The following is a 21279-nucleotide window of genomic DNA, read 5'->3' on the forward strand; positions in this document are numbered from 1 at the left end:
AAAGGACAAATCAAAGCCATAAAACCACAGGTAAAATCAACATCAACCACATTACCCTATAAAACCAATTAGGCATTGTATGGTCAAGCCAAACGAGCAATTAGTATTGGTTAGCTACATGTATCACTACACTTCCACACCCAACCTATCAACGTCGTCGTCTACAACGGCTCTTTAGGGAAATCTCATCTTGAGGTGGGCTTCCCGCTTAGATGCTTTCAGCGGTTATCCCATCCGAACATAGCTACTCGGCAATGCCACTGGCGTGACAACCGAAACACCAGAGGTTCGTCCACTCTGGTCCTCTCGTACTAGGAGCAGATCCTCTCAAATTTCCAACGCCCACGGTAGATAGGGACCGAACTGTCTCACGACGTTCTAAACCCAGCTCGCGTACCTCTTTAAATGGCGAACAGCCATACCCTTGGGACCTGCTTCAGCCCCAGGATGAGATGAGCCGACATCGAGGTGCCAAACACCGCCGTCGATATGAACTCTTGGGCGGTATCAGCCTGTTATCCCCAGAGTACCTTTTATCCGTTGAGCGATGGCCCTTCCATACAGAACCACCGGATCACTAAGACCTACTTTCGTACCTGCTCGACTTGTGGGTCTCGCAGTTAAGCGCGCTTTTGCCTTTATACTCTTTGAACGATTTCCGACCGTTCTGAGCGCACCTTCGTACTCCTCCGTTACTCTTTAGGAGGAGACCGCCCCAGTCAAACTACCCACCATACATTGTCCTCGATATTGTGAATATCTAAGTTAGAACCCCAACATGACCAGGGTGGTATTTCAAGGTTGACTCCACAAATACTGGCGTATCTGCTTCATAGCCTCCCACCTATCCTGCACAAGTCAGGTCAAAGTTCAATGTAAAGCTGTAGTAAAGGTTCACGGGGTCTTTCCGTCTAGCCGCGGGTACACAGCATCTTCACTGCGATTTCGATTTCACTGAGTCTCTGCTGGAGACAGCGTGGCCATCATTATGCCATTCGTGCAGGTCGGAACTTACCCGACAAGGAATTTCGCTACCTTAGGACCGTTATAGTTACGGCCGCCGTTTACTGGGGCTTCAATCAAGAGCTTCGCTTACGCTAACCCCATCATTTAACCTTCCAGCACCGGGCAGGCATCACACCCTATACGTCCACTTTCGTGTTTGCAGAGTGCTGTGTTTTTAATAAACAGTTGCAGCCACCTGGTATCTGCGACTGCCAACAGCTCAAAGAGCAAGTCTTATCACCATCGGCAGCGTACCTTCTCCCGAAGTTACGGTACCATTTTGCCTAGTTCCTTCAGCAGAGTTCTCTCAAGCGCCTTGGTATTCTCTACCTGACCACCTGTGTCGGTTTCGGGTACGATTCGTTTATGACCATCGTTTAGAAGCTTTTCCTGGAAGCAGGGTATTTGCCACTTCACGGTACATGTACCGCTTGCTATCAGATCTCAGTATTAGTTTGGCGGATTTGCCTACCAAACCTACCTACATCCTTCCACCTGGACTACCATCGCCAGGCTGGCATAACCTTCTCCGTCCCTCCATCACATCATAAACAAGTATCGGAATATTAACCGATTTCCCATCGACTACGCCTTTCGGCCTCGCCTTAGGGGTCGACTCACCCAGCCCCGATTAACGTTGGACTGGAACCCTTGGTCTTCCGGCGAACGGGCTTTTCACCCGTTTTGTCGTTACTCACGTCAGCATTCGCTCTTGTGATACCTCCAGCACACCTTACAGTGCACCTTCTCAGGCTTACACAACGCTCCCCTACCACTTAATTGAAACAATTAAATCCGCAGCTTCGGCTCCTAGTTTGAGCCCCGTTACATCTTCCGCGCAGGCCGACTCGACTAGTGAGCTATTACGCTTTCTTTAAAGGGTGGCTGCTTCTAAGCCAACCTCCTAGCTGTCTGTGCCTTCCCACCTCGTTTCCCACTTAACTAGGAATTTGGGGCCTTAGCTGGCGGTCTGGGTTGTTTCCCTTTCCACGACGGACGTTAGCACCCGCCGTGTGTCTCCCGGATATCACTCATCGGTATTCGTCAGTTTGCCTCGGTTTGGTAAGTCGGTGTGACCCCCTAGCCGAAACAGTGCTCTACCCCCAATGGTGTTCGTCCGAGGCGCTACCTAAATAGCTTTCGGGGAGAACCAGCTATCACCGAGTTTGATTAGCCTTTCACCCCTATCCACAAGTCATCCCCTGGCTTTTCAACGACAGTGGGTTCGGTCCTCCGATGCCTGTTACGGCACTTTCAACCTGCTCATGGATAGATCACTCGGTTTCGGGTCTATACCCTGCAACTCATTCGCCCTTTTAAGACTCGGTTTCCCTACGGCTCCCCTATTCGGTTAACCTTGCTACAGAATATAAGTCGCTGACCCATTATACAAAAGGTACGCCGTCACCCGACCACTTAATCGTTCTGATTGTCAAATTGTGATTTGACACGATTCATCAAGAAAGTTCTCATACGACCATTATTTTTTATGGTTCGTTCTCGCTTTCTTGCTACTTGTTCGTTAATGTAGGCTTCACAATAAACAATACGCCATGTTCTTGCTCTGGTTGAGTAAGTTGTGCCATTGTTATGGTCATCAATTCTTTGTTTTAAATTGGTGGTAAAACCAACATAAAACTCATCATGATTATCCATGTTTTGTATGACATAGACGTAGTAAAAATTCATTGTTATCCTCAAAACGATTAAGTGGTCGGGCTCCGACTGCTTGTATGCACACGGTTTTAGGTTCTATTTCACTCCCCTAACAGGGGTTCTTTTCGCCTTTCCCTCACGGTACTGGTTCACTATCGGTCAGTCAGGAGTATTTAGCCTTGGAGGATGGTCCCCCCATCTTCAGACAGAATTTCTCGTGTTCCGCCCTACTTAATGTGTCGCTTAAACAGTTTCGCATACAGGACTATCACCTACTATGGTTGGCTTTCCCACGCCATTTTGCTACTGTAAAATTGATCGGCTCCTCCCCGTTCGCTCGCCGCTACTTGGGGAATCTCTTTTGATGTCTTTTCCTCGGGGTACTGAGATGTTTCACTTCTCCCGGTTTGCCTTACACAGTAAATTGTGTAATAACCAACTTGTGTTGGTTGGGTTTCCCCATTCAGAAATCGCCGGGTCACAGGATATTGCCACCTCACCGACGCTTATCGCAGGCTGTCACGTCTTTCTTCGCCTCTGACTGCCAAGGCATCCACCATGTGCACTTCATTACTTGACCATACAATCCTAATTAGTCTTGTTTGGGTAATTGTAGTAACGATTTTACCTGTGTTTACGCTTGATTCAGTTCTCTTTACTTTAGGTGATTGTATTGGGTACAATCACCATGGTTAATAAATTACGTTGGTTAATTTATTAACCCAGACTCATTTCTATGTTGTTAAATAGTAAGTGATAAACTTCGTCAGTTTATTTTGTGAAAGCATAAATAAGAAATCTTATTTAAATTGCTTATGTATGCTTTGTTTTTGTTCGCTTGCCTGGTGGAGCCAAGGAGAGTCGAACTCCTGACCTCCTGCGTGCAAGGCAGGCGCTCTACCAACTGAGCTATGGCCCCATAAATGGTGGGTCTAATAAGATTTGAACTTATGACCCCCGCGTTATCAACACGGTGCTCTAACCAGCTGAGCTATAGACCCCGAAAGCCGTTAAAAAATTGCATCGCAATTTTTGGTCTGAACTTAAAAAATGCTTATGCTCTTTTTTTAACTTAATCTTTTAACCAAAAAACAACTTGTTGTGGATTTTTACTTACCTAAATGCTTCGTTAAGGAGGTGATCCAGCCGCAGGTTCCCCTACGGCTACCTTGTTACGACTTCACCCCAGTCATTAACCACACCGTGGTGATCGCCCTCCTAAGTTAGGCTAACCACTTCTGGTGCAATCAACTCCCATGGTGTGACGGGCGGTGTGTACAAGGCCCGGGAACGTATTCACCGCGGCATTCTGATCCGCGATTACTAGCGATTCCGACTTCATGGAGTCGAGTTGCAGACTCCAATCTGGACTAAGATAGGCTTTTTGAGATTGGCATCACGTCGCCGTGTAGCTGCCCTCTGTACCTACCATTGTAGCACGTGTGTAGCCCTGGTCGTAAGGGCCATGATGACTTGACGTCGTCCCCGCCTTCCTCCAGTTTGTCACTGGCAGTGTCCTTAAAGTCCCCGACCAAGTCGCTGGTAACTAAGGAAAAGGGTTGCGCTCGTTGCGGGACTTAACCCAACATCTCACGACACGAGCTGACGACAGCCATGCAGCACCTGTATGTGAATTCCCAAAGGCACTCTCGCATCTCTGCAAGATTCTCACTATGTCAAGACCAGGTAAGGTTCTTCGCGTTGCATCGAATTAAACCACATGCTCCACCGCTTGTGCGGGCCCCCGTCAATTCATTTGAGTTTTAACCTTGCGGCCGTACTCCCCAGGCGGTCTACTTATCGCGTTAACTGCGTCACTAAGCCTTTAAAAGACCCAACGACTGGTAGACATCGTTTACAGCGTGGACTACCAGGGTATCTAATCCTGTTTGCTACCCACGCTTTCGAACCTCAGTGTCAGTATGATGCCAGAAAGCTGCCTTCGCCATCGGTATTCCTCCAGATCTCTACGCATTTCACCGCTACACCTGGAATTCTACTTTCCTCTCACCTACTCTAGTTTATCAGTATCAGATGCAGTTCCTAGGTTAAGCCCAGGGATTTCACATCTGACTTAATAAACCACCTACGCTCGCTTTACGCCCAGTAATTCCGATTAACGCTCGCACCCTCTGTATTACCGCGGCTGCTGGCACAGAGTTAGCCGGTGCTTATTCTGTGGGTAACGTCAGAACCTATGGGTGTTATCCATAAGCTTTTCCTCCCCACTTAAAGTGCTTTACAACCATAAGGCCTTCTTCACACACGCGGCATGGCTGGATCAGGCTTTCGCCCATTGTCCAATATTCCCCACTGCTGCCTCCCGTAGGAGTCTGGGCCGTGTCTCAGTCCCAGTGTGGCTGATCATCCTCTCAGACCAGCTACAGATCGTCGCCTTGGTAGGCCTTTACCCCACCAACTAGCTAATCTGGTTTAGGCTCATCTTATAGCGAGAGCTATAAAGCCCCCCTTTCACCCTTAGGTCGTATGCGGTATTAATTCGAGTTTCCCCGAGCTATCCCCCTCTATAAGGTAGATTCCTAAATGTTACTCACCCGTTCGCCACTAATCAGTCTAGCAAGCTAGACCTCTTCGTTCGACTTGCATGTGTTAAGCCTGCCGCCAGCGTTCAATCTGAGCCATGATCAAACTCTTCAGTTTAATCGACTCATTCTTACTAGCAAATTCGCTTCGTTTGTTCATTTGTTTGAATTAACTTGGTCATTTACTGATTCGAATGATTTGTTTCTTTCGCCTTAAGCTTTTGCTTAAGTTAGCTTTGCTTAAGACTGTTTCTTTAAAAGCCATTTTTTTGTCAGTAAAAATCCACACAAGTTGTTTCTTGGTTCGTTGTTATATAGTTCTGTCTGTGTCGTCCACTAGACTTGCTTGCTTCGCTTTACTATATTATGTTGTTAATATAATTAGCGTCGCTTGTTGTTTTGCTTTTTTATTACAATGTTGTTTTGTTTGGTTGCTGTTTGTTGTTAGCAACTATCAATATCAGTTTGATACGTTTTGTCATTGTGAGCTGACCAGTTTATCATGGTTTGATTTTCTGTCAAGCTTTTTTTTAAGGTTTTTTGCTTTAATTTTTTGACTTTAAGTTGATGTTTGACTTTATGTTTAACTTTAACTTGAAGTTTGGTTGATTAAAGTTTTTTACCTTTTTTCGTTTCTTAACTTAAGTTGTTGCTTAAGTTGTTGCTTCCGCTTTCGGTCTGCTTGACCTTTGGCTTGTTGCTTTAAGTGCGAGGTATTATATAGGGTTGTGAGATGGTGTCAAGGGGGTTTTTAAAAAAATTCTGTTTTTTGAGCCTGGCTGATGGCAAATAGCAGGTTAATCAGTAGGGTGATAAAGATAATGGGTTTGAGTTCTTGACCGATTGCTAGGTATCTGTTGGGCTTGTGTTTGCTGGCTTTAATGGCTTGGATATGCCTAATCACCCATGGTATGGCCAACAGCCATAGCCACGCTGTCAGCCGTTGTTGCATAAGGGCATATAAGACATGGCAGGCAATGGTAACTAACGCAACATAGCCGTGATACATACGCTCTAAACCAAGCAAAACGGCAAGGGTGATTTTGCCTGCTTGTTGGTCATTGGGGCGGTCTCGCATGTTATTAATATAAAGCACACAAGCACATAATAGACCGCACCCTGTCGCTGGTAGCCACATGGATAACCGTATTTCTCTAAGCTGTAGATAGGCACTGCCCAACACGCCCATCCAACCAAAGAAAATCAATACCGCCACTTCACCCATGGCTCGGTAGCCGTAAGGTCGTTTACCCATGGTGTATGCCATGGCGGCGATAATGTCGGATATGCCAAATGCCAAAAACCATAAAAAATCTGTCAGGTCATCAAATCCCAACCATAGTAATCCCATTCCACAGCCAAAGGTAAATAACGCCCAAATGATGATGACTCGTTTTAGGCTGGTGATAGAAATATGACCATTAGCGGTCAGTCTCTGCGGACTGGTGGTATCACGGTGGGTGTCAGTGCCTTTAGTGCCATCACCATTATCATTCGCCATGTTGGATAAAATCTGTAGGTTTAAGGCGACAAATAAGGTTAGGGCAAATATGCCCCATTGCTTGACGGTAAATCGCTCAAGCTGGGCATATGCCATGCTCGTGCCACAGATGATGCTGGCAACGGCTAATGGGAAGGTGCGTGGTCGGGCGAGTTGTATCCAGTGTTTTATCATTTGAATGTGTTTTGACAGCTAGAATGTATTTTATGATGAGAGTGTGCTTTTATGATAAAAATGTGTCCCTAAGCTGATGGCAACTTGCCCACGGAAATAAAAAATTGCTGATATGCCAAGACTTTTTTGGCAAAAGCCAGTGGATATGCCCGTGACGTGGACGGTAAGCGGTGCAAAGTTAATAATCGCTGTTTGCCTGTGCTGTCGGTGATTGGATAGGTCATGTGTTGATTGGTTTTGGGGTGTTTGGACTTGGGCAGCTGTTTGTCTTTTGGTAACAACCCCAATAAAATTTCAGTTGCTTTGCCACCTGTGGTAAAAATATGTTGTACTTTCGGCACTTGGGTCAGTATATCGGCTAAGTTGACTGATTCTACCACAGTCAAATGCTTGTCAGCAGCATTGCCTTCTTCACGTATGGCAGAGCGGACAGTGGGACAAGACGCAATGTTGTGAACGTGCATAAACTTAATAATTCGTTTGTGGTCAAAGCGATTTTGTTCGCCATCACGAAAATAATCAACGTCATCAAAAAACACCGCCCCATAGATACGCCACATGTCATTATAAAAGTTGGGGTAATGAAACGGCATTGCCCATTTGTCTTGTGTGGGTGGGAACGTCCCCATCATCATAATGTCAGCATTGGCAGGCAATACAGGTGCAAAAGGGTGTTGTTCTATGGGTTTATTGGTTAAGTCAGTCATGGTGTTGTGGTTTGAGTGATTGATGTGTGAATATTTCTGAAAAATTGATACATTAAAGTCATGCAAATTATCCATTTATGGTAAGCGGTTTGTTATTATAGTGCAAAATAATCGTGCAAAATTTTCTTTGCTTGCCGATATGATATTTACTTGCGTATCGGCATCACATTCAAAAGACAGACCATCAAGAGACAGACCATCAAGAGACCGACCATGCAAATACACATCATTGACCACCCACTTGTGCGTCATAAATTAAGCCTAATGCGTGAAAAAGACTGTAGCACTTATAAGTTTCGTACCCTTACCAAAGAGTTGGCACGGCTCATGGCATATGAAGCCAGTCGAGATTTTAATATTGAAAGCTTTAATATGCAAGGTTGGTGTGGAGACATCACAGGGGAACAAATCTGTGGCAAGACCGTAACCGTTGTGCCAATATTACGTGCAGGTCTTGGTATGTTAGATGGGGTGCTTGACCTTATCCCAACGGCTAAAATCTCTGTGGTTGGGCTACAACGAGATGAAGAAACGCTTGAGCCTGTGCCATTTTTTGAAAAATTTGTTAACGACATGGACAAACGCCCTGCCCTAATCATTGACCCAATGTTGGCAACAGGTGGCTCAATGGTGGCAACCATTGACATGCTTAAAAAACATGGCTGTAAAAAAATCACTGCCATTGTGCTGGTGGCAGCCCCTGAAGGGGTGCAAGCGGTAAATAACGCTCACCCTGATGTGCAAATTTTTACCGCAGCTTTAGACAGTCATTTAAATGAGCAAGGTTATATCATTCCTGGTCTTGGCGATGCAGGTGATAAAATTTTTGGCACAAAGCAATCACAATAGCTAACTTATTTGATAAAACTTAACCACATACTCACCGTTCGTTGTTGTCAGCCGTTGCTCTTGCTGTAGTCGTAATTGTTTGAAATCTACTATCAAAAGCTCATTGCGGTGTCTTTGGTTGGTCAGTTGTCTGGGTTTTATGGCAACTGCCAACACCCCAGTGCTTGCAACACAAAACATATTGATGACCTTAACTGTCGATGTGTCGCCATCAGCTTGTGCAACAGCAAAAGCAGGATTGACGGTAACATTGAGCAACCGATGTTCACCAGCCAAACGGTCAAGCTGTTTTTGACTAAAGCCACTGGCAAACAACACCTGACCTTTGGGCAGATAGCGAGCGTGATGTTTTAGCTCATGTAACAACAACCCAGACATCTCCATATTAAAGTCGTCTTTATCTTGTTGATAAAATGCTTGAAAACTACGCTCAACATAGCGACCATAGACAGTGAAATTTATCCAGCTTTGATAAACAGATTGCTTAGCCAAATGCTTGGCAAACTCGTTGGCAGATATGGATAAATCGTTTTGTAATATTGCCAATAACAAGGTCTTAGCATTGGCAAAACATTGCCCTGACAGCTCGATGGGATAAAGCTGTTCATCTAAAGCATCAAAAGTCGCCTTTTGGATTTTTGTGGTGTCAGCAACATCACTGGTAACGCCCAGTGTTCGCAAAAATGATTGAATAAAGCTTTGATGGATAATGTAAAATAAAGGCATCATGGTGGTTGTCTTAGTTTTGTCATCATGGTTTTTTTAAATCATCGTCTTTTATATCACATCATCTTAACTGATTTAAACAGAAGTTCTTAAATAAAATTTAAACATCAGTTTAAACATAACTGGCAGCTTCAACATAACTGTTAAATAATCGCAAATCACTGTTTTAAATAATGAAAAATATGAAATATTTTGACACAAAAAATAATCACCCAGTCCGCTTACTTGCCCCAATGGAAGGCTTGACCGACCCCTTGATGCGCAAAATTTTGACCCAAATTGCCAATGATTTGGGGCGACCTTACGACTGGTCAGTCAGTGAGTTTATTCGTGTGACCCATCATGTGTTGCCTGAACAGGTGTTTTATAAATTTGTTCCTGAGCTACATAATAACAGTTGCACAGCATCAGGCACACCCATTCATATCCAACTGCTCGGTAGTGACCCCATACTGATGGCACAAAATGCTGTTAAAGCCTGTCAGCTTGGGGCGTTGGCAATCGATTTAAACTTTGGTTGCCCTGCCAAAACAGTCAATAACCACCGTGGTGGCTCGGTGTTACTTAATGACCCAACCTTGATGCAAAAAATCATCAGTCAAGTTCGTAAACAAGTACCAAGTCACATTGGCGTGTCTGTTAAAATCCGTTTGGGTTATGAAAATTGGGATAATATGAATGACATTCGCCAAGCCATTGCTGACAGTGGGGCCAATTGGCTAACCATTCATGCTCGCACTAAGTCGCAAGGCTACAAGCCCCCTGCTTATTGGGACAAAATCGCCCATTTTACTGACCTACCCATGCCTGTGATTGCCAATGGCGACATCTGGACGGCAAGTGATGCCAAATCATGTATGACACAAGCCAAAACTTGTCATCTGATGCTGGGGCGTGGGGCAGTAACTCGCCCAGATTTGATCGCTTGCGTGGATAATCCAAGCCATCCATTCACTTTAAGCTGGGCGGCGTTGTTGCCTTATCAGTTGGCATTTTTGACCGATGATAGCAAAAATGAAAAGGGGCTGATTGGGCGTTATAAACAATGGTTGGGCATGCTAACTAAAGGCTACAATGAAGCGGTGCAATTATGGCAACACATACGACGCCTATCTGATAAAGAATCCATCATTAAAGTGCTAGAGCATTCACAAAAGTGCTAGAGCATTCGCATTGACACATAAAATAACATCATAATACAAACCATCGATAATGCCCATAAAATGGAACGAAACAACGCCAAATTGAACACATATGCCATGCCATAGGCGATGCGTATCACCACATACATCCATGCAAAATTATTCACAACTTGCTGTGGCACAAAAAATAACATCGCTAAAATAACCGCCGCCAAAAACATGGGCAAACTTTCAAAGCTGTTGACCTGAACAGCATTGGCACGAGAGGCCATTCCTGTGGTGTTTGCTAAAAATATGCGTGGGTTGGCGTTGTCTTTGGGCGTAAATCCGCCCAATGCCTTGGCAACAATGGCAAAAACAAATGGCAGAAAACACGCCGTCATCATGGCGTAGATGGCGGTGGTTGTGCTGTTTGGAATGATGACATCTAATATCATGCTGGGGCAACCTCATAACTGTGAGTGATGTTGACCCCACCATCTGCCAACATGCGACTGGCAGAGCAGTATTTATCTGCCGATAGGGTTACGGCTCGCTCAACTTGGTTGTCTTTGATGTCTGTGCCTGTAATGATAAAATGTAGATGAATGTCGGTATAAACAGCAGGTACGTCATCGGCTCGTCTGGCAGATAGCTGACAACGCACATCAGTGACGTTTTGACGAGATTTTTTTAGGATAGTGACCACATCATAGCTGGCACAACCACCTAAACCAAGTAATATCAGCTCCATTGGGCTTGCTCCATATTGCTTGTCTGCGTCAATATGAACAGTTTGTCCTGATGGGGCAGTGCCAATGAAATGGACGTTGTCTTGCCACTCAATTTGGGCGTTTAGGGGCAGATTAGCTTGGGTTGTGTTGGCCATGGGGAATCCTATATTTAGTGAATGTTTGAGTTATTAGATTTTACAACGTGTGTTGATTTAATACCAAACCCAAGGATTTCTTATGGCGAGAAAAGCAAGCGAAGATAGTGCAAATAGTGCAGCAAGCAAGTTTGAGCAAGCCATGGAAATTTTTGGGAAAGGGATAAGAACTGACTGATGTATTTTACGCCTGTATGCTCAATGTCTTTGGTGTTACGAGTAACTAATATTAAATCATGCACAATGGCGGTTGCAACTCATTGATTGTCTTCAATGTGTTGGGGGTTATTTAGTTTAGATTTTCGAAATGGTTATTGAGTTTGGATTATAGCAGAGTTTGGGAGCGATGGTGACATGGCCTTGACAGAAGCGGTATCGAGCCGTTGGCTAGGGTGTGGCGGACTTGGCTGGGGGCGATGAGATAGTAGCGTATGGGAGCGTATGGCAGGATAAGCCACAAAAAATCCAAAAAAGTTAGGGTGATTAAGGGCTTGATTTTGTTTTGGTTTTTTGTGAAACATTTTATCGCAAAATACTGTTTCACTTTTGGGGCGTTTCTTGGTTTAATAGTGTCATTGTTACGCATTTTGTTTGTTATTTGCTGTTTTTGGTGATTAATGGGCAAAATGGGATTTTTATAATGAATCTTTTTTATTTTATAATGTATAGGTAATCGTCATGATTGATACAGATGGCTTTCGTGCCAATGTCGGTATCATCTTGGCCAATACACAAGGACAAGTTCTGTGGACAAAACGTGTCGGTCATAATTCGTGGCAGTTCCCTCAAGGGGGGATTGACCATGGTGAAACGCCAACAGATGCGATGTATCGTGAGTTATGGGAGGAGGTTGGTCTTTGTCCTTGCCATGTGAAGTTGCTTGCGGTAACGGAGAATTGGTTGCGTTATCGTTTGCCAAAACGCTATATCCGACATGGTAATTATCCGCTGTGTATTGGGCAAAAACAAAAGTGGTTTTTGCTTCAGCTAGATGAGCCAAACACAAAACATATTCGTTTTGATACCAGCAAGCCTGAGTTTGACCATTGGGAATGGGTAAGTTATTGGTATCCTTTAAATCAGGTGGTACATTTTAAACGTGGGGTGTATCGTCGAGCATTGCAACAACTTGCTCGTGAGTTGCCATTGAAAGATGAATTACAGTTGCAATTACCCAGACGTATTTTGGACAATCATTTGATTGCTTAGTTCGTTGTTTTTGGTTATTGTGATTGAACGAATTGAACGAACCGCCTTGGGGTGGTTCGTTTTTTTTGTTTTGTGAATGGTTTTGTGAATTTGTGGGCTTTTTCTAGGTAAAAAGTTTGTTATGATAGCGGTAATTTTTTATTGGTGATTAAAATTATGGCAAGTTTACACCCTCAATTTGACCCTGTGGCGTTGGCATTGGGTCCTGTGCAAGTGCATTGGTATGGGCTGATGTATTTATTGGCGTTTGCAGCCGCTTATGGGCTGGCATGGCATCGGACAACCAAGCGATTAGATTGGAACACGGATATGGTGTCTGATTTGGTATTTTATGGGGCATTGGGAGTGATACTGGGTGGCCGTATTGGTTATGTGCTGTTTTATCAATTGGATAAGCTGTTTGCCAACCCTGGTTATTTGTTCCGAGTTTGGGAAGGTGGTATGTCCTTTCATGGTGGTCTTATTGGGGTGATACTGGCCATGATATTTTTTGCCCACAAATACAAAAAGACCACCTTTGAAGTGTTAGATTTTATTGCCCCTTGTGTGCCAACAGGGTTATTATTCGGTCGATTGGGTAATTTTATCAATGGTGAGTTGTGGGGTCGGGTGTCTGATGGCAGTTATCGTTGTTTGATGTATTTTCCACAGGCGGTGCATTTTGATGCCCAACTGTTACAGTCTAATCCAAACTTGCGTGAGCTGGCATATCAGATAAACGGCATGGATTTACTGCCCCGTCATCCATCACAGTTATATGAGGCGTTTGCTGAGGGGTTTTTGTTATTTATCCTACTTTGGTGGTTTTCTGCCAAACCTCGCCCACGTATGGCGGTATCAGCGATGTTCTTATTAGGCTATGGTTTTGCTCGTTTTGTCATTGAGTTTTATCGTCAGCCTGATGCTGACCAAGGATTTATCCTATTGGGTTGGGTTACTAAGGGGCAGATGCTGACATTACCGATGATTGTGGCAGGATTGGTGTTATTATTACTAGCGTATCAACGTCATATGTATGATTGGGGTGGGAAGCATTATTAACGCAATAAAGCCAATGGCATGCCATTGGCTTTTTTATGTGACCAAATAACCACGACTACTGAGCGGTAGGCTCTGCGATGGGTGCTTCGGTGGTGGCAGTGGCATCAGCGGGAGCGTCGTTGTTTATGCTGTCAGATTCATCGACGATGGTGGCGTTATCTAACTGAGCACTGGCATCAGTATTCACTTCGTGGCGGTCAGCCACCGCAACATCTGATGCCACATCACTGGGGGTGGTCTCAGCCAGTTCAGTTGCCACGTCAGTTGTGGCTAAGGTCTCAGCGGTGTGATGGTCGCCTGCTGGTCGCATATAAGCAGCAATGGCAATCCACAAAACCATGGCTAAAAATAGCAACGTACCGATGAGTGCATAGCTGATTTCTTTGATTGGGTTGTTGGCAACCTCGTGGTGTGTATCTGCCATGGTGTTGTCCCTTTAAATAAGTGATGAAAAATATACAACATGATGGGGTTATTATATAACAAAATCTTCTGCATCAAAACAGCCGACAGATTAAAACCTTGATTTTTTTATGGTTTTGGTTTGCCTGTTCGCTCGCCCAGCCAAATAGCTAAGCAAGCTTAATAAAAACGTCAATACCAGTATGGGATAATGCCCAAAGCGGACAAATGGTGTTTGTCCTGTGTAAGCTTGCACCTCACCTCTGAGTACAGTGCGTTCAAACTGAGGAGCTTGCTTTATGATGCGTCCTTTGTCATCAATGATGGCAGTCACACCCGTGTTGGTGGCTCGCACAAACCAACGTCCCGTTTCCAGCGATCGCATTTGTACCATTTGCAAATGCTGTAATGGCCCAGCCGACGTACCAAACCACGCATCATTAGAAATTGTCAATAAAAAATCACTGCCAATGGCGTTTTTGCGGGTGGTGTCAGGGTAGGCAACTTCATAACAAATTGCCACGCCCATGTTGCGTCCACGCACACCAAGTGGGGCTTGCTTAGCAGAACCACGGCTATAGCTCATCAAATTTTGCATGCCTGCCAAATTGGGGAACAAGTTGAGCATGCCTTGAAAGGGAATGTATTCACCAAATGGCACAAGGCGTTGTTTTTTGTATAATTGCCCAGCCTCTGTGTCAGTACCAATGCCTGCTTGAGACCCCAATACGATGACGCTGTTATAAAACGGTGGGTATGGATGAATGGCAGGGTCATAGGCAGCATCATCTTTATAAGGAATGCCTGTTATCCAAGTGGTGTTATTCTCTTTGGCAATTTTTGCCATTTCACTGATAAAGCCCCATGCTTCGGTTTGAAACATGGGAATGGAAGACTCTGGCCAGACCACCACATCTTGCTTCCATTCATCACGAGTAAGCTTGGCATAAATCTCAAGCGTCTTAAGTTGGTATTCTCTAAGCCATTTTAAATCTTGCGGAATATTGCCCTGAATCAGGGATACCGTTAGCGGTGCTGTGTCTTTTGGCTTGGTCCATTGTGGGTTAATAAGCCATAATGCCAGCGGTGCTGTCATGATGACACTGGTGATAAGCAAATATCCTGCTCGTCGGTAGGCGACTTCCACAAGGCTTGCCGCCAACAGCACCGCAACGAACGACACCGCCAACACCCCAAACACAGGAGCAATGGACGACAGCCAATACTGTTCAGTGAACGCATAACCAACAAACAACCATGGAAAACCTGTGAACAGCCATGTTTTTAGCCATTCTTGAATGACCCAAAGGGCAGCAAAAGCAAATGGCTGTCTGCCCATAAAACGATGAAACAGCCAAGCCAAAATGCCATGAAACAGCCCCATGCCCAACCCCATGGCAAAAATTGCCAGCAATGCCCATACCACAGGAACATCACCATAGGTATGAATGGACGTATAAAGCCAGAACGCCCCCACACACCAATAGCTTGTACCATAAACCTGACTGATGACAAACGCTTGTTTTGAGTTGGTACTTGAGCGAATTTGGGCATACAAAATGGCAGGAGAGATGATGGCGATTATCCAAATCCCATAAGGGGCTAGCGACAAGCTAAACATCGCCCCTGATAATAAAGCGACCAGTAAACTTAGCACAAAGGGCAACCGCTGAGCTTGTTGATGACTGTTTTGTTGATTTAGGCGTTGTTGTAACGATTGGGTGGATAAACGCATGGTTGGCTCGGACGATGACATAAAATTCGTCTATGATAACAATTTGTCAGCAACTTTACATGAAAAACTCACCCCATTGATTGGTTGGGTTTTTTGACACACTCCCACCACCAAATCCAGCGGTAGGCGTGAGAATCTTTGCGACCCATAACAACCTCAACTTAGATTGAGTTGTTACCTTTCGCCAGTATACTTACGCTGATAAGTATTATACTGGGGGAACTCTTTATACAACACTAAGTCCTAGTGCATCAGCTAACGCTTGATGGCGTATATTGCTTGCTGCATTGGCATCACGGTCATGTTTTGCTTGACAGCTAGGACATGCCCAATTTCTGACTGACAACGGCAGACTGTCTAATTTGTAATGACAATGCGAACAAATTTTACTACTGGCAAAGAACCGATTTACCTTTAGGATATTCTTACCATACCAATTCGCCTTGTAAGTAAGTAGGGTAACAAACTGCCCCCAACCGACATCATGAATCGCTTTGGCAAGTTTATGGTTCTTTACCATGTTTTTTACACCTAAATCTTCAAGTGCATAACTGGTAGCTTGGTTTTCGCAAATCAGTTTATGCATGGTATTTGCTTGTGGCTGTCTTAGAGATGGTAACTGTTTTGATATTGCCAACAAATTCACGGCTAAATACGGTTTTGATGCCTTTGATTTTGGGTAGGTTGATGATGCCTTGTTCAAAGTTTGCTGTGCAGTGCTGAGGGCATTGATAACTTCGCTGTGGGATTTTTTTAGATTTAAAGCGTGGAAACTTGGCACGACTTTTGAAGAAATTGGTAAAAGCGGTATGTACATTGAGCAGGGCATTAAGTAACGATTGGCTATTAACTTCGTTTAGCCATGCAAACTTGCCTGTTTTCTTTTTCTTAACCAACTGGCTTTGGATTTTACTGCGTGATAACGACTTGCCAAACATGGCATAGTAGCGTTGTTGCAATGCCAACGCCCAGTTGAATACAAACCGACTACAGCCAAAATGCTTTTTGATTAGCAAGGCTTGTTCACTGTTTGGATAAATTCGGTATTTGTGGGCTTTGAGCATGGCTTGTTAGCTGATTGAAATATGGGTATGATTTAGGATTTTTATTTAGTGTCAATTTAGACAATATATCGAAAAACAAGAACGCCCTGCTTAGGTCGCCTGTGCTTACATCTCCACCTAAATCAAAGATTATGGGTGGAGAATTATGCAGGATGAGTTAAAACTGATTTTATCCGCCAACAAATCATTAACGGTTAATGGCAGGTCGGCATGGGCTGATGGGAGCAGTATTAGAACCAATAAAGTAAACAAATATATTTTGGATACATAAAATGCCATTCGTTATTCATTTTTAACCACCAATGGAAATAATAGTAAATCTATTTGATAGGAAAATAGTTTATAGATGACAATCATTAAAAAAGCAAATGTCATCAAAAAATAGCTATTTATATATATGCCAACAGACATAACAATCATCAGGACAATCATTAGATATGCAGAAAAAAATACTGGCGTTTGTATGGTTTCTTTGCAACAAGGGCATTTGCTAGAATATTCTAGGAAATCAATACATTTTTTATGGCAATTGGGGCATTTTTTCATAATGTATTTAACCATAATGCTTTGTTTTTGCTTTGTTTTTTTGCAAAGCTCAAACCATCCCACGTGGAAAGTGGCTTGAACTTTTCTCATAAATAAAATTGGCAAGAAATTATTATTTGCCTTTCGTGTTATTTGCCTTCCGCACTTTGAGATTTTCCAAAAGAGTAAGTTCCGTAAGCAATGCCTGCACTACCAATGTAGTGTTTGACTAATTGGTTGGTGGCAAATCTACCAGCAATAGCCAAGCCAACACCTATGGGGAAAAACGCACCCTGTGTCTCTTGCATCTGCCCATCAGTCATGGCAACCGCTTGTAAATTTTCTACATCATCAAAAGCAAAAGACAAATCCGCTTGTTTGGTAGATAATTTGGTTATCATTGTTGATGATAATGATAATAACCGTGCCTGTCAATTATCTTTTGTCTTGATTTTACTACCTAATATTTGGATAAATATCTCTTACTCCACCAACAAATCACCAACGGTTAATGGCAGGTCGGCATGGGCTTGAAGTGATAGCGTCGTCAAAATTGGAAGTAGATGCTTAAATCTCATAATATTGCGACAACTATTTTTAATACTTTTTAAGAATTTTCATCTGTTTGCTTAAATCGATTAACAATAAGATACATAACGAAAGATACTAATGTAATATACATTATAAAGAATATGATGTATTTTCATACCAAGCTATCAGGTACATTTTCTATAAAATTTATATAAGAAAAATAACTCATAATCATTAGAAAAAGTGAAATTATATGCACTATTTTGTTTATGCACTCTTTTGTTTCATTATTTTTGGCAAAAATTTTAGCCAACCAACAATTAGGCTAATTATACATAAAATATAAGCAAGAAGTACATCAGGAATAAAGCATCTACTTAAAAAATAAAAACAAGGCGATTATTTATAAAAATAAATCACCTTACTTCTTCATAGGTTAAAACAATGTTTTATTTACACCCTGCACAACCTAACGTTGCAGAACCAGTAGTAGTAGCTACCACACCTTTCATAAAATAACCAATACTTTATTTTACTGTATTTTTTAAAAACCTTATCATATTATGCAGTACAATCATCTCTCTATAATACAATAAGGAGCATTTAATTTATATTTGACTTTTGGGTTTTTAATAATATCTCTAAAAATCATTTCTTCATCTTCTTTGTGCCTTAGATTAACAAAAGCAAAGTTAAATCCAATATGATTTTTTATCAGTAATTGAAATATGCCAACAGCAATATCTGACAGAAAAAAACTGACGCAATTATTCTTATTTTCTCCTTTCTTATCTTCTCCTTCTACTAAAATACCACTAAAACCATAAGAAAACACATAAATATTATCATAACAATAATAATCAACATGAAATCTTTTTCTTGTATCAAAATTGGCAGTAAAATAGTCTTTTACATATTTCACCATGTCATTTTTAGATTGTATCATAAAACAAAATGACATAATAAATACCTTTTGGGATTTTTGTCATTAAAAGCAAAAGACAAATCCGCTTATTGGGTAGATAATTCTGTTTTTGGTGTGTGATGATTAACATCAGTCTCTGCAAAGGCAGGGGTTATGGCGACAGTAGCACTAAGTGCTAGGATTGAGAGTTTTTTCATAGGATTTTTTTCTTTTATTGACCATTAGCAAATTGATTAAAAAATTGCCACTAAATTTTATTTACCACTAAAAATGTAATGTCTGTATTTATTATCAGACCAGCTTTTAAATCTCTTATGTTTATTTTTTTTATAAAATCAGATGACCCATAATCTTCTTTGTAAATAGAAAATTTAAAACCACCAACTTTATCAAAAACATCATGCAAAAATAATTCCCCATTTTTATTTAAACACCTTTGATATTTAGCAGTGGTTTTTCCAACCTGTATGTCTATATAAATTTTTTTTAGCTGTTTTTTTGGTAAATTATCATCAAGTGTTTTGCCATCAATGACAGTATGACAATCACTCAATTCCCAAGCCCAGCCCAATAATATTATTTTTTTGGGTGTCTTTTGATAAATAATGACCCGACAAGTAAAAAGAATGTTTTTCTATACCATTAAAAGGCTTTATTTCAAAAAACATGATACACCCCAAATATTTTTAAAGAAATTATATCTATTTAGGATTTACCTATGGTAGCGACTACCATAAAAAAATATGACCTTTGTTTTCTGTTCCATTTATTTTTCTTATTATTATCTGACAATCTGACTTTTTGTATTCATATTAAGATTTGAAAGTCATGCTAAAACATAAGAGAAGTAATGCTAAAATTATGCAATAATCACCACACTTTTTTTATTATTATCCTGATTAAAATCGCACAAATTTGTATGATGATGACATCAGTATAAAATTTAATGACACATGCCCATTGAATATTATCTCAACTTTTTTGATAAGAAATTCACCAAATTATAAAAAATCACGCTAAGCAACAATAAATATCCAAAATAATAAGCCAAATACATAAAAGCCAAATTATCACTAAGGTGATTTGTTTGATTGACAACTCTTAGAGAACACCAAATCAATAATACAGTTGATGTTAAGAAAAAACATCTTTCAATCCATGGTTTGGTTGCAATAATAGAGATATTTTTTATCCACCCAATAAATAATGCTAGGGTTGCTATAATATATGCTAATAACATAGTAAACTCACAAATTACCAGTAGATTTGATAATGCTCTTTTAATCTGGTGGGAAAAATTAGCTAATATTGATATTTTACTGGTCGCACTTGCGTAACCACTAATACCACCAGCTGTACCCATAGCAACAGTGCGCATGCCATTTAACATGGTAGACGCACCTCTAATAGAACTTATTGTGCCAATAAAAGTACCAGTACCACACCTACCTAGTGCAAAAACACCAAGGGCATAAATAGGAGCAACCGCCCCCTATGCCATGGGGCAGATTGAAAGTGAATGGTCATTGTGTTGTTGATTGTATAGTCCTAAAGCAGTATGGTAAATCATGATTTTTCAATCAATAATGGCTTTAAATCCTAAAATTGGAAAAAGACATGACCGTTTTAACCTTTAATCCACAACAACCAACCAACACCCCAAACACAAAAGACCCATCAAGTGGTTGTGGTGGTGGCACATGTGGTTGTGGTGGCAAGCATCAACATCACGACCATCATCAACATGATGGCAGTATTTATGATGATGACATTCGCATCATGCCAACATCTGATGATTTAAAACGCCCGCACAGCGATAAAGAGTTGATTGATGAAGCATTGGCAGAGATGAAGCGTCCCAAAAATCTTATCGCCTCTAGCCGTCAACAAATTCCCCATATCACCGTCAATGGCATCACGATTGACCCCACTGCCATTGCCCAAGAAGTACAATATCACCCTGCCAATAGCCAAGAAGAAGCTTTATATCAATCCGCTCAAGCCTTGGTCATCAGGGAGCTTTTGCATCAAGCCGTGCTGGCAGATGATAAATTAGGACAGCAAGCATGGCAAAAAGATGAAGAACTTGCCATTAGTGCGTTGATTGATAAACATGTTCAGCCCACCATTCCCAATGAAGATGCTTGCCGACAATTATATGACAGCAATCCTGAGCGTTATGTGACGCCTCCTTTTATCACCGCTCGCCATATCTTATTGGCTGCCCCTTATGATGCTGGTGAAGAGCGAATTGAGCTTAAAAAACAAGCCTTAGACATCATCAAACAATTACAGCACAGTGATAATCGTGATGCTGATTTTATTGAGCTGGCTCGCAGGCATTCATTTTGCCCATCAAAAGAGGAAGGGGGTAATTTAGGAGAGATAATTAAAGGGCAAACCGTTGCTGAATTTGAACAAGTGGTTTTTGCCTTACCCATTGGGGTGTCTGTCAATCCCATTGAAACTCGCTATGGCATACACATCGTTGAGATACTGACCAAAAAAGAGGGCATCGCTTTAAGCTATGAACAAGCCAAGCCCATGATAGCCAACCAGCTGATGCAACAGTCCTTTCATCATGCTTTAATTGATTATTTATTTGCGTTAAGCAAGCAAGCAGACATTGATGGCATTGAGCTACAGATGTCTGAAGAAAATGTTTATCGAGGCTGA

The 21279-nt window shown here is 42.1% G+C and carries 18 protein-coding genes, 2 tRNA genes and 2 rRNA genes; 5 read left to right on the forward strand and 17 right to left on the reverse strand.

All coding sequences use genetic code 11. The features are described 5' to 3' along the window. Positions 1-79: 79 nt before the first annotated feature. From WDM69_RS08285 to WDM69_RS08310, 6 genes are all read right to left on the reverse strand, one after another. A 23S ribosomal RNA gene (locus WDM69_RS08285) occupies positions 80-3241 on the reverse strand. A gap of 263 nt (positions 3242-3504) precedes the next feature. Next, positions 3505-3580, reverse strand: a tRNA-Ala gene (locus WDM69_RS08290). Between the two features lie 5 nt (positions 3581-3585). Continuing rightward, positions 3586-3662 (reverse strand) — tRNA-Ile (locus WDM69_RS08295). A gap of 129 nt (positions 3663-3791) precedes the next feature. Then, positions 3792-5322: ribosomal RNA gene (locus WDM69_RS08300) — 16S ribosomal RNA — on the reverse strand. The 16S and 23S rRNA genes sit together here with 2 tRNA genes alongside, the layout of an rRNA operon. Positions 5323-5955: 633 nt before the next feature. Beyond that, the gene (gene menA / locus WDM69_RS08305; protein ID WP_338755299.1) at positions 5956-6879 is read right to left on the reverse strand and encodes a 1,4-dihydroxy-2-naphthoate octaprenyltransferase; all 924 of its coding nucleotides are present in this window, start codon (positions 6877-6879) and stop codon (positions 5956-5958) included. Between the two features lie 68 nt (positions 6880-6947). Then, positions 6948-7586: a DNA glycosylase gene (locus WDM69_RS08310; protein ID WP_078308172.1), complete on the reverse strand. Its 639-nt coding sequence runs from the start codon at positions 7584-7586 to the stop codon at positions 6948-6950. 213 nt (positions 7587-7799) lie between these two features. On the opposite strand from WDM69_RS08310, the gene upp reads away from it, so the two are divergent. After that, positions 7800-8435: a uracil phosphoribosyltransferase gene (upp, locus tag WDM69_RS08315; RefSeq protein ID WP_338755300.1), complete on the forward strand. Its 636-nt coding sequence runs from the start codon at positions 7800-7802 to the stop codon at positions 8433-8435. Here upp and WDM69_RS08320 read toward each other — a convergent pair whose 3' ends face one another. Further along, positions 8436-9164, reverse strand: a complete 729-nt coding sequence (locus WDM69_RS08320; RefSeq protein WP_338755301.1) for a hypothetical protein — start codon at positions 9162-9164, stop codon at positions 8436-8438. It abuts the gene before it with no gap. Between the two features lie 179 nt (positions 9165-9343). On the opposite strand from WDM69_RS08320, the gene WDM69_RS08325 reads away from it, so the two are divergent. Beyond that, complete coding sequence (locus tag WDM69_RS08325) at positions 9344-10324, forward strand: tRNA dihydrouridine synthase (RefSeq protein ID WP_338755302.1); 981 nt, start codon at positions 9344-9346, stop codon at positions 10322-10324. On the opposite strand, the gene WDM69_RS08330 is transcribed toward WDM69_RS08325, so the two are convergent. Both WDM69_RS08330 and WDM69_RS08335 read right to left on the reverse strand, forming a co-directional pair. After that, positions 10321-10740 carry an MAPEG family protein gene (locus WDM69_RS08330; protein WP_078308152.1) on the reverse strand — a complete coding sequence of 140 codons (420 nt, stop codon included), beginning with the start codon at positions 10738-10740 and terminating at the stop codon, positions 10321-10323. The genes WDM69_RS08325 and WDM69_RS08330 overlap by 4 nt on opposite strands. Next, positions 10737-11171 (reverse strand): OsmC family protein, encoded by a 435-nt coding sequence (locus WDM69_RS08335; protein ID WP_338755303.1) that lies wholly within the window; start codon positions 11169-11171, stop codon positions 10737-10739. Before WDM69_RS08335 ends, WDM69_RS08330 begins: the two co-directional genes overlap by 4 nt. 678 nt (positions 11172-11849) lie before the next feature. Between WDM69_RS08335 and WDM69_RS08340 the strand changes: the two genes are divergently transcribed. Together WDM69_RS08340 and lgt are read left to right on the forward strand one after the other, a co-directional pair. Continuing rightward, on the forward strand, positions 11850-12380 hold the full coding sequence (locus WDM69_RS08340; RefSeq protein ID WP_078308156.1) for an RNA pyrophosphohydrolase: 531 nt from the start codon (positions 11850-11852) through the stop codon (positions 12378-12380). A 156-nt stretch (positions 12381-12536) separates the two neighbouring features. Continuing rightward, positions 12537-13421, forward strand: coding sequence for a prolipoprotein diacylglyceryl transferase (lgt, locus tag WDM69_RS08345; protein ID WP_338755304.1), 885 nt, complete (start codon positions 12537-12539; stop codon positions 13419-13421). 55 nt (positions 13422-13476) lie between these two features. On the opposite strand, the gene WDM69_RS08350 is transcribed toward lgt, so the two are convergent. The 8 genes from WDM69_RS08350 to WDM69_RS08385 form a co-directional block, all read right to left on the reverse strand. Further along, positions 13477-13845, reverse strand: a complete 369-nt coding sequence (locus WDM69_RS08350) for a hypothetical protein (protein ID WP_338755305.1) — start codon at positions 13843-13845, stop codon at positions 13477-13479. 90 nt (positions 13846-13935) lie between these two features. Then, on the reverse strand, positions 13936-15558 hold the full coding sequence (gene lnt / locus WDM69_RS08355; RefSeq protein ID WP_338755306.1) for an apolipoprotein N-acyltransferase: 1623 nt from the start codon (positions 15556-15558) through the stop codon (positions 13936-13938). Between the two features lie 226 nt (positions 15559-15784). Further along, the gene (locus tag WDM69_RS08360) at positions 15785-16144 is read right to left on the reverse strand and encodes an RNA-guided endonuclease TnpB family protein (RefSeq protein ID WP_240494944.1); all 360 of its coding nucleotides are present in this window, start codon (positions 16142-16144) and stop codon (positions 15785-15787) included. After that, the gene (locus WDM69_RS08365; RefSeq protein WP_240494945.1) at positions 16137-16622 is read right to left on the reverse strand and encodes an RNA-guided endonuclease TnpB family protein; all 486 of its coding nucleotides are present in this window, start codon (positions 16620-16622) and stop codon (positions 16137-16139) included. The genes WDM69_RS08360 and WDM69_RS08365 overlap by 8 nt, the downstream gene beginning before the upstream one ends. A 674-nt stretch (positions 16623-17296) precedes the next feature. Continuing rightward, positions 17297-17548: a hypothetical protein gene (locus tag WDM69_RS08370; protein ID WP_078308163.1), complete on the reverse strand. Its 252-nt coding sequence runs from the start codon at positions 17546-17548 to the stop codon at positions 17297-17299. Positions 17549-18252: 704 nt separating this feature from the next. After that, the gene (locus WDM69_RS08375) at positions 18253-18639 is read right to left on the reverse strand and encodes a hypothetical protein (protein ID WP_338755307.1); all 387 of its coding nucleotides are present in this window, start codon (positions 18637-18639) and stop codon (positions 18253-18255) included. 211 nt (positions 18640-18850) lie between these two features. Continuing rightward, complete coding sequence (locus WDM69_RS08380) at positions 18851-19156, reverse strand: hypothetical protein (RefSeq protein WP_078308166.1); 306 nt, start codon at positions 19154-19156, stop codon at positions 18851-18853. A gap of 414 nt (positions 19157-19570) precedes the next feature. Further along, positions 19571-19993: a hypothetical protein gene (locus WDM69_RS08385; RefSeq protein ID WP_143823338.1), complete on the reverse strand. Its 423-nt coding sequence runs from the start codon at positions 19991-19993 to the stop codon at positions 19571-19573. 227 nt (positions 19994-20220) lie between these two features. Here WDM69_RS08385 and WDM69_RS08390 point away from each other — a divergent pair, with 227 nt between their 5' ends. Continuing rightward, entirely contained in the window at positions 20221-21279 is a 1059-nt protein-coding gene (locus tag WDM69_RS08390; RefSeq protein ID WP_338755309.1) for a peptidylprolyl isomerase, read from the forward strand.

Source organism: Lwoffella lincolnii (assembly GCF_037201985.1).
Classification (GTDB): domain Bacteria; phylum Pseudomonadota; class Gammaproteobacteria; order Pseudomonadales; family Moraxellaceae; genus Psychrobacter; species Psychrobacter lincolnii.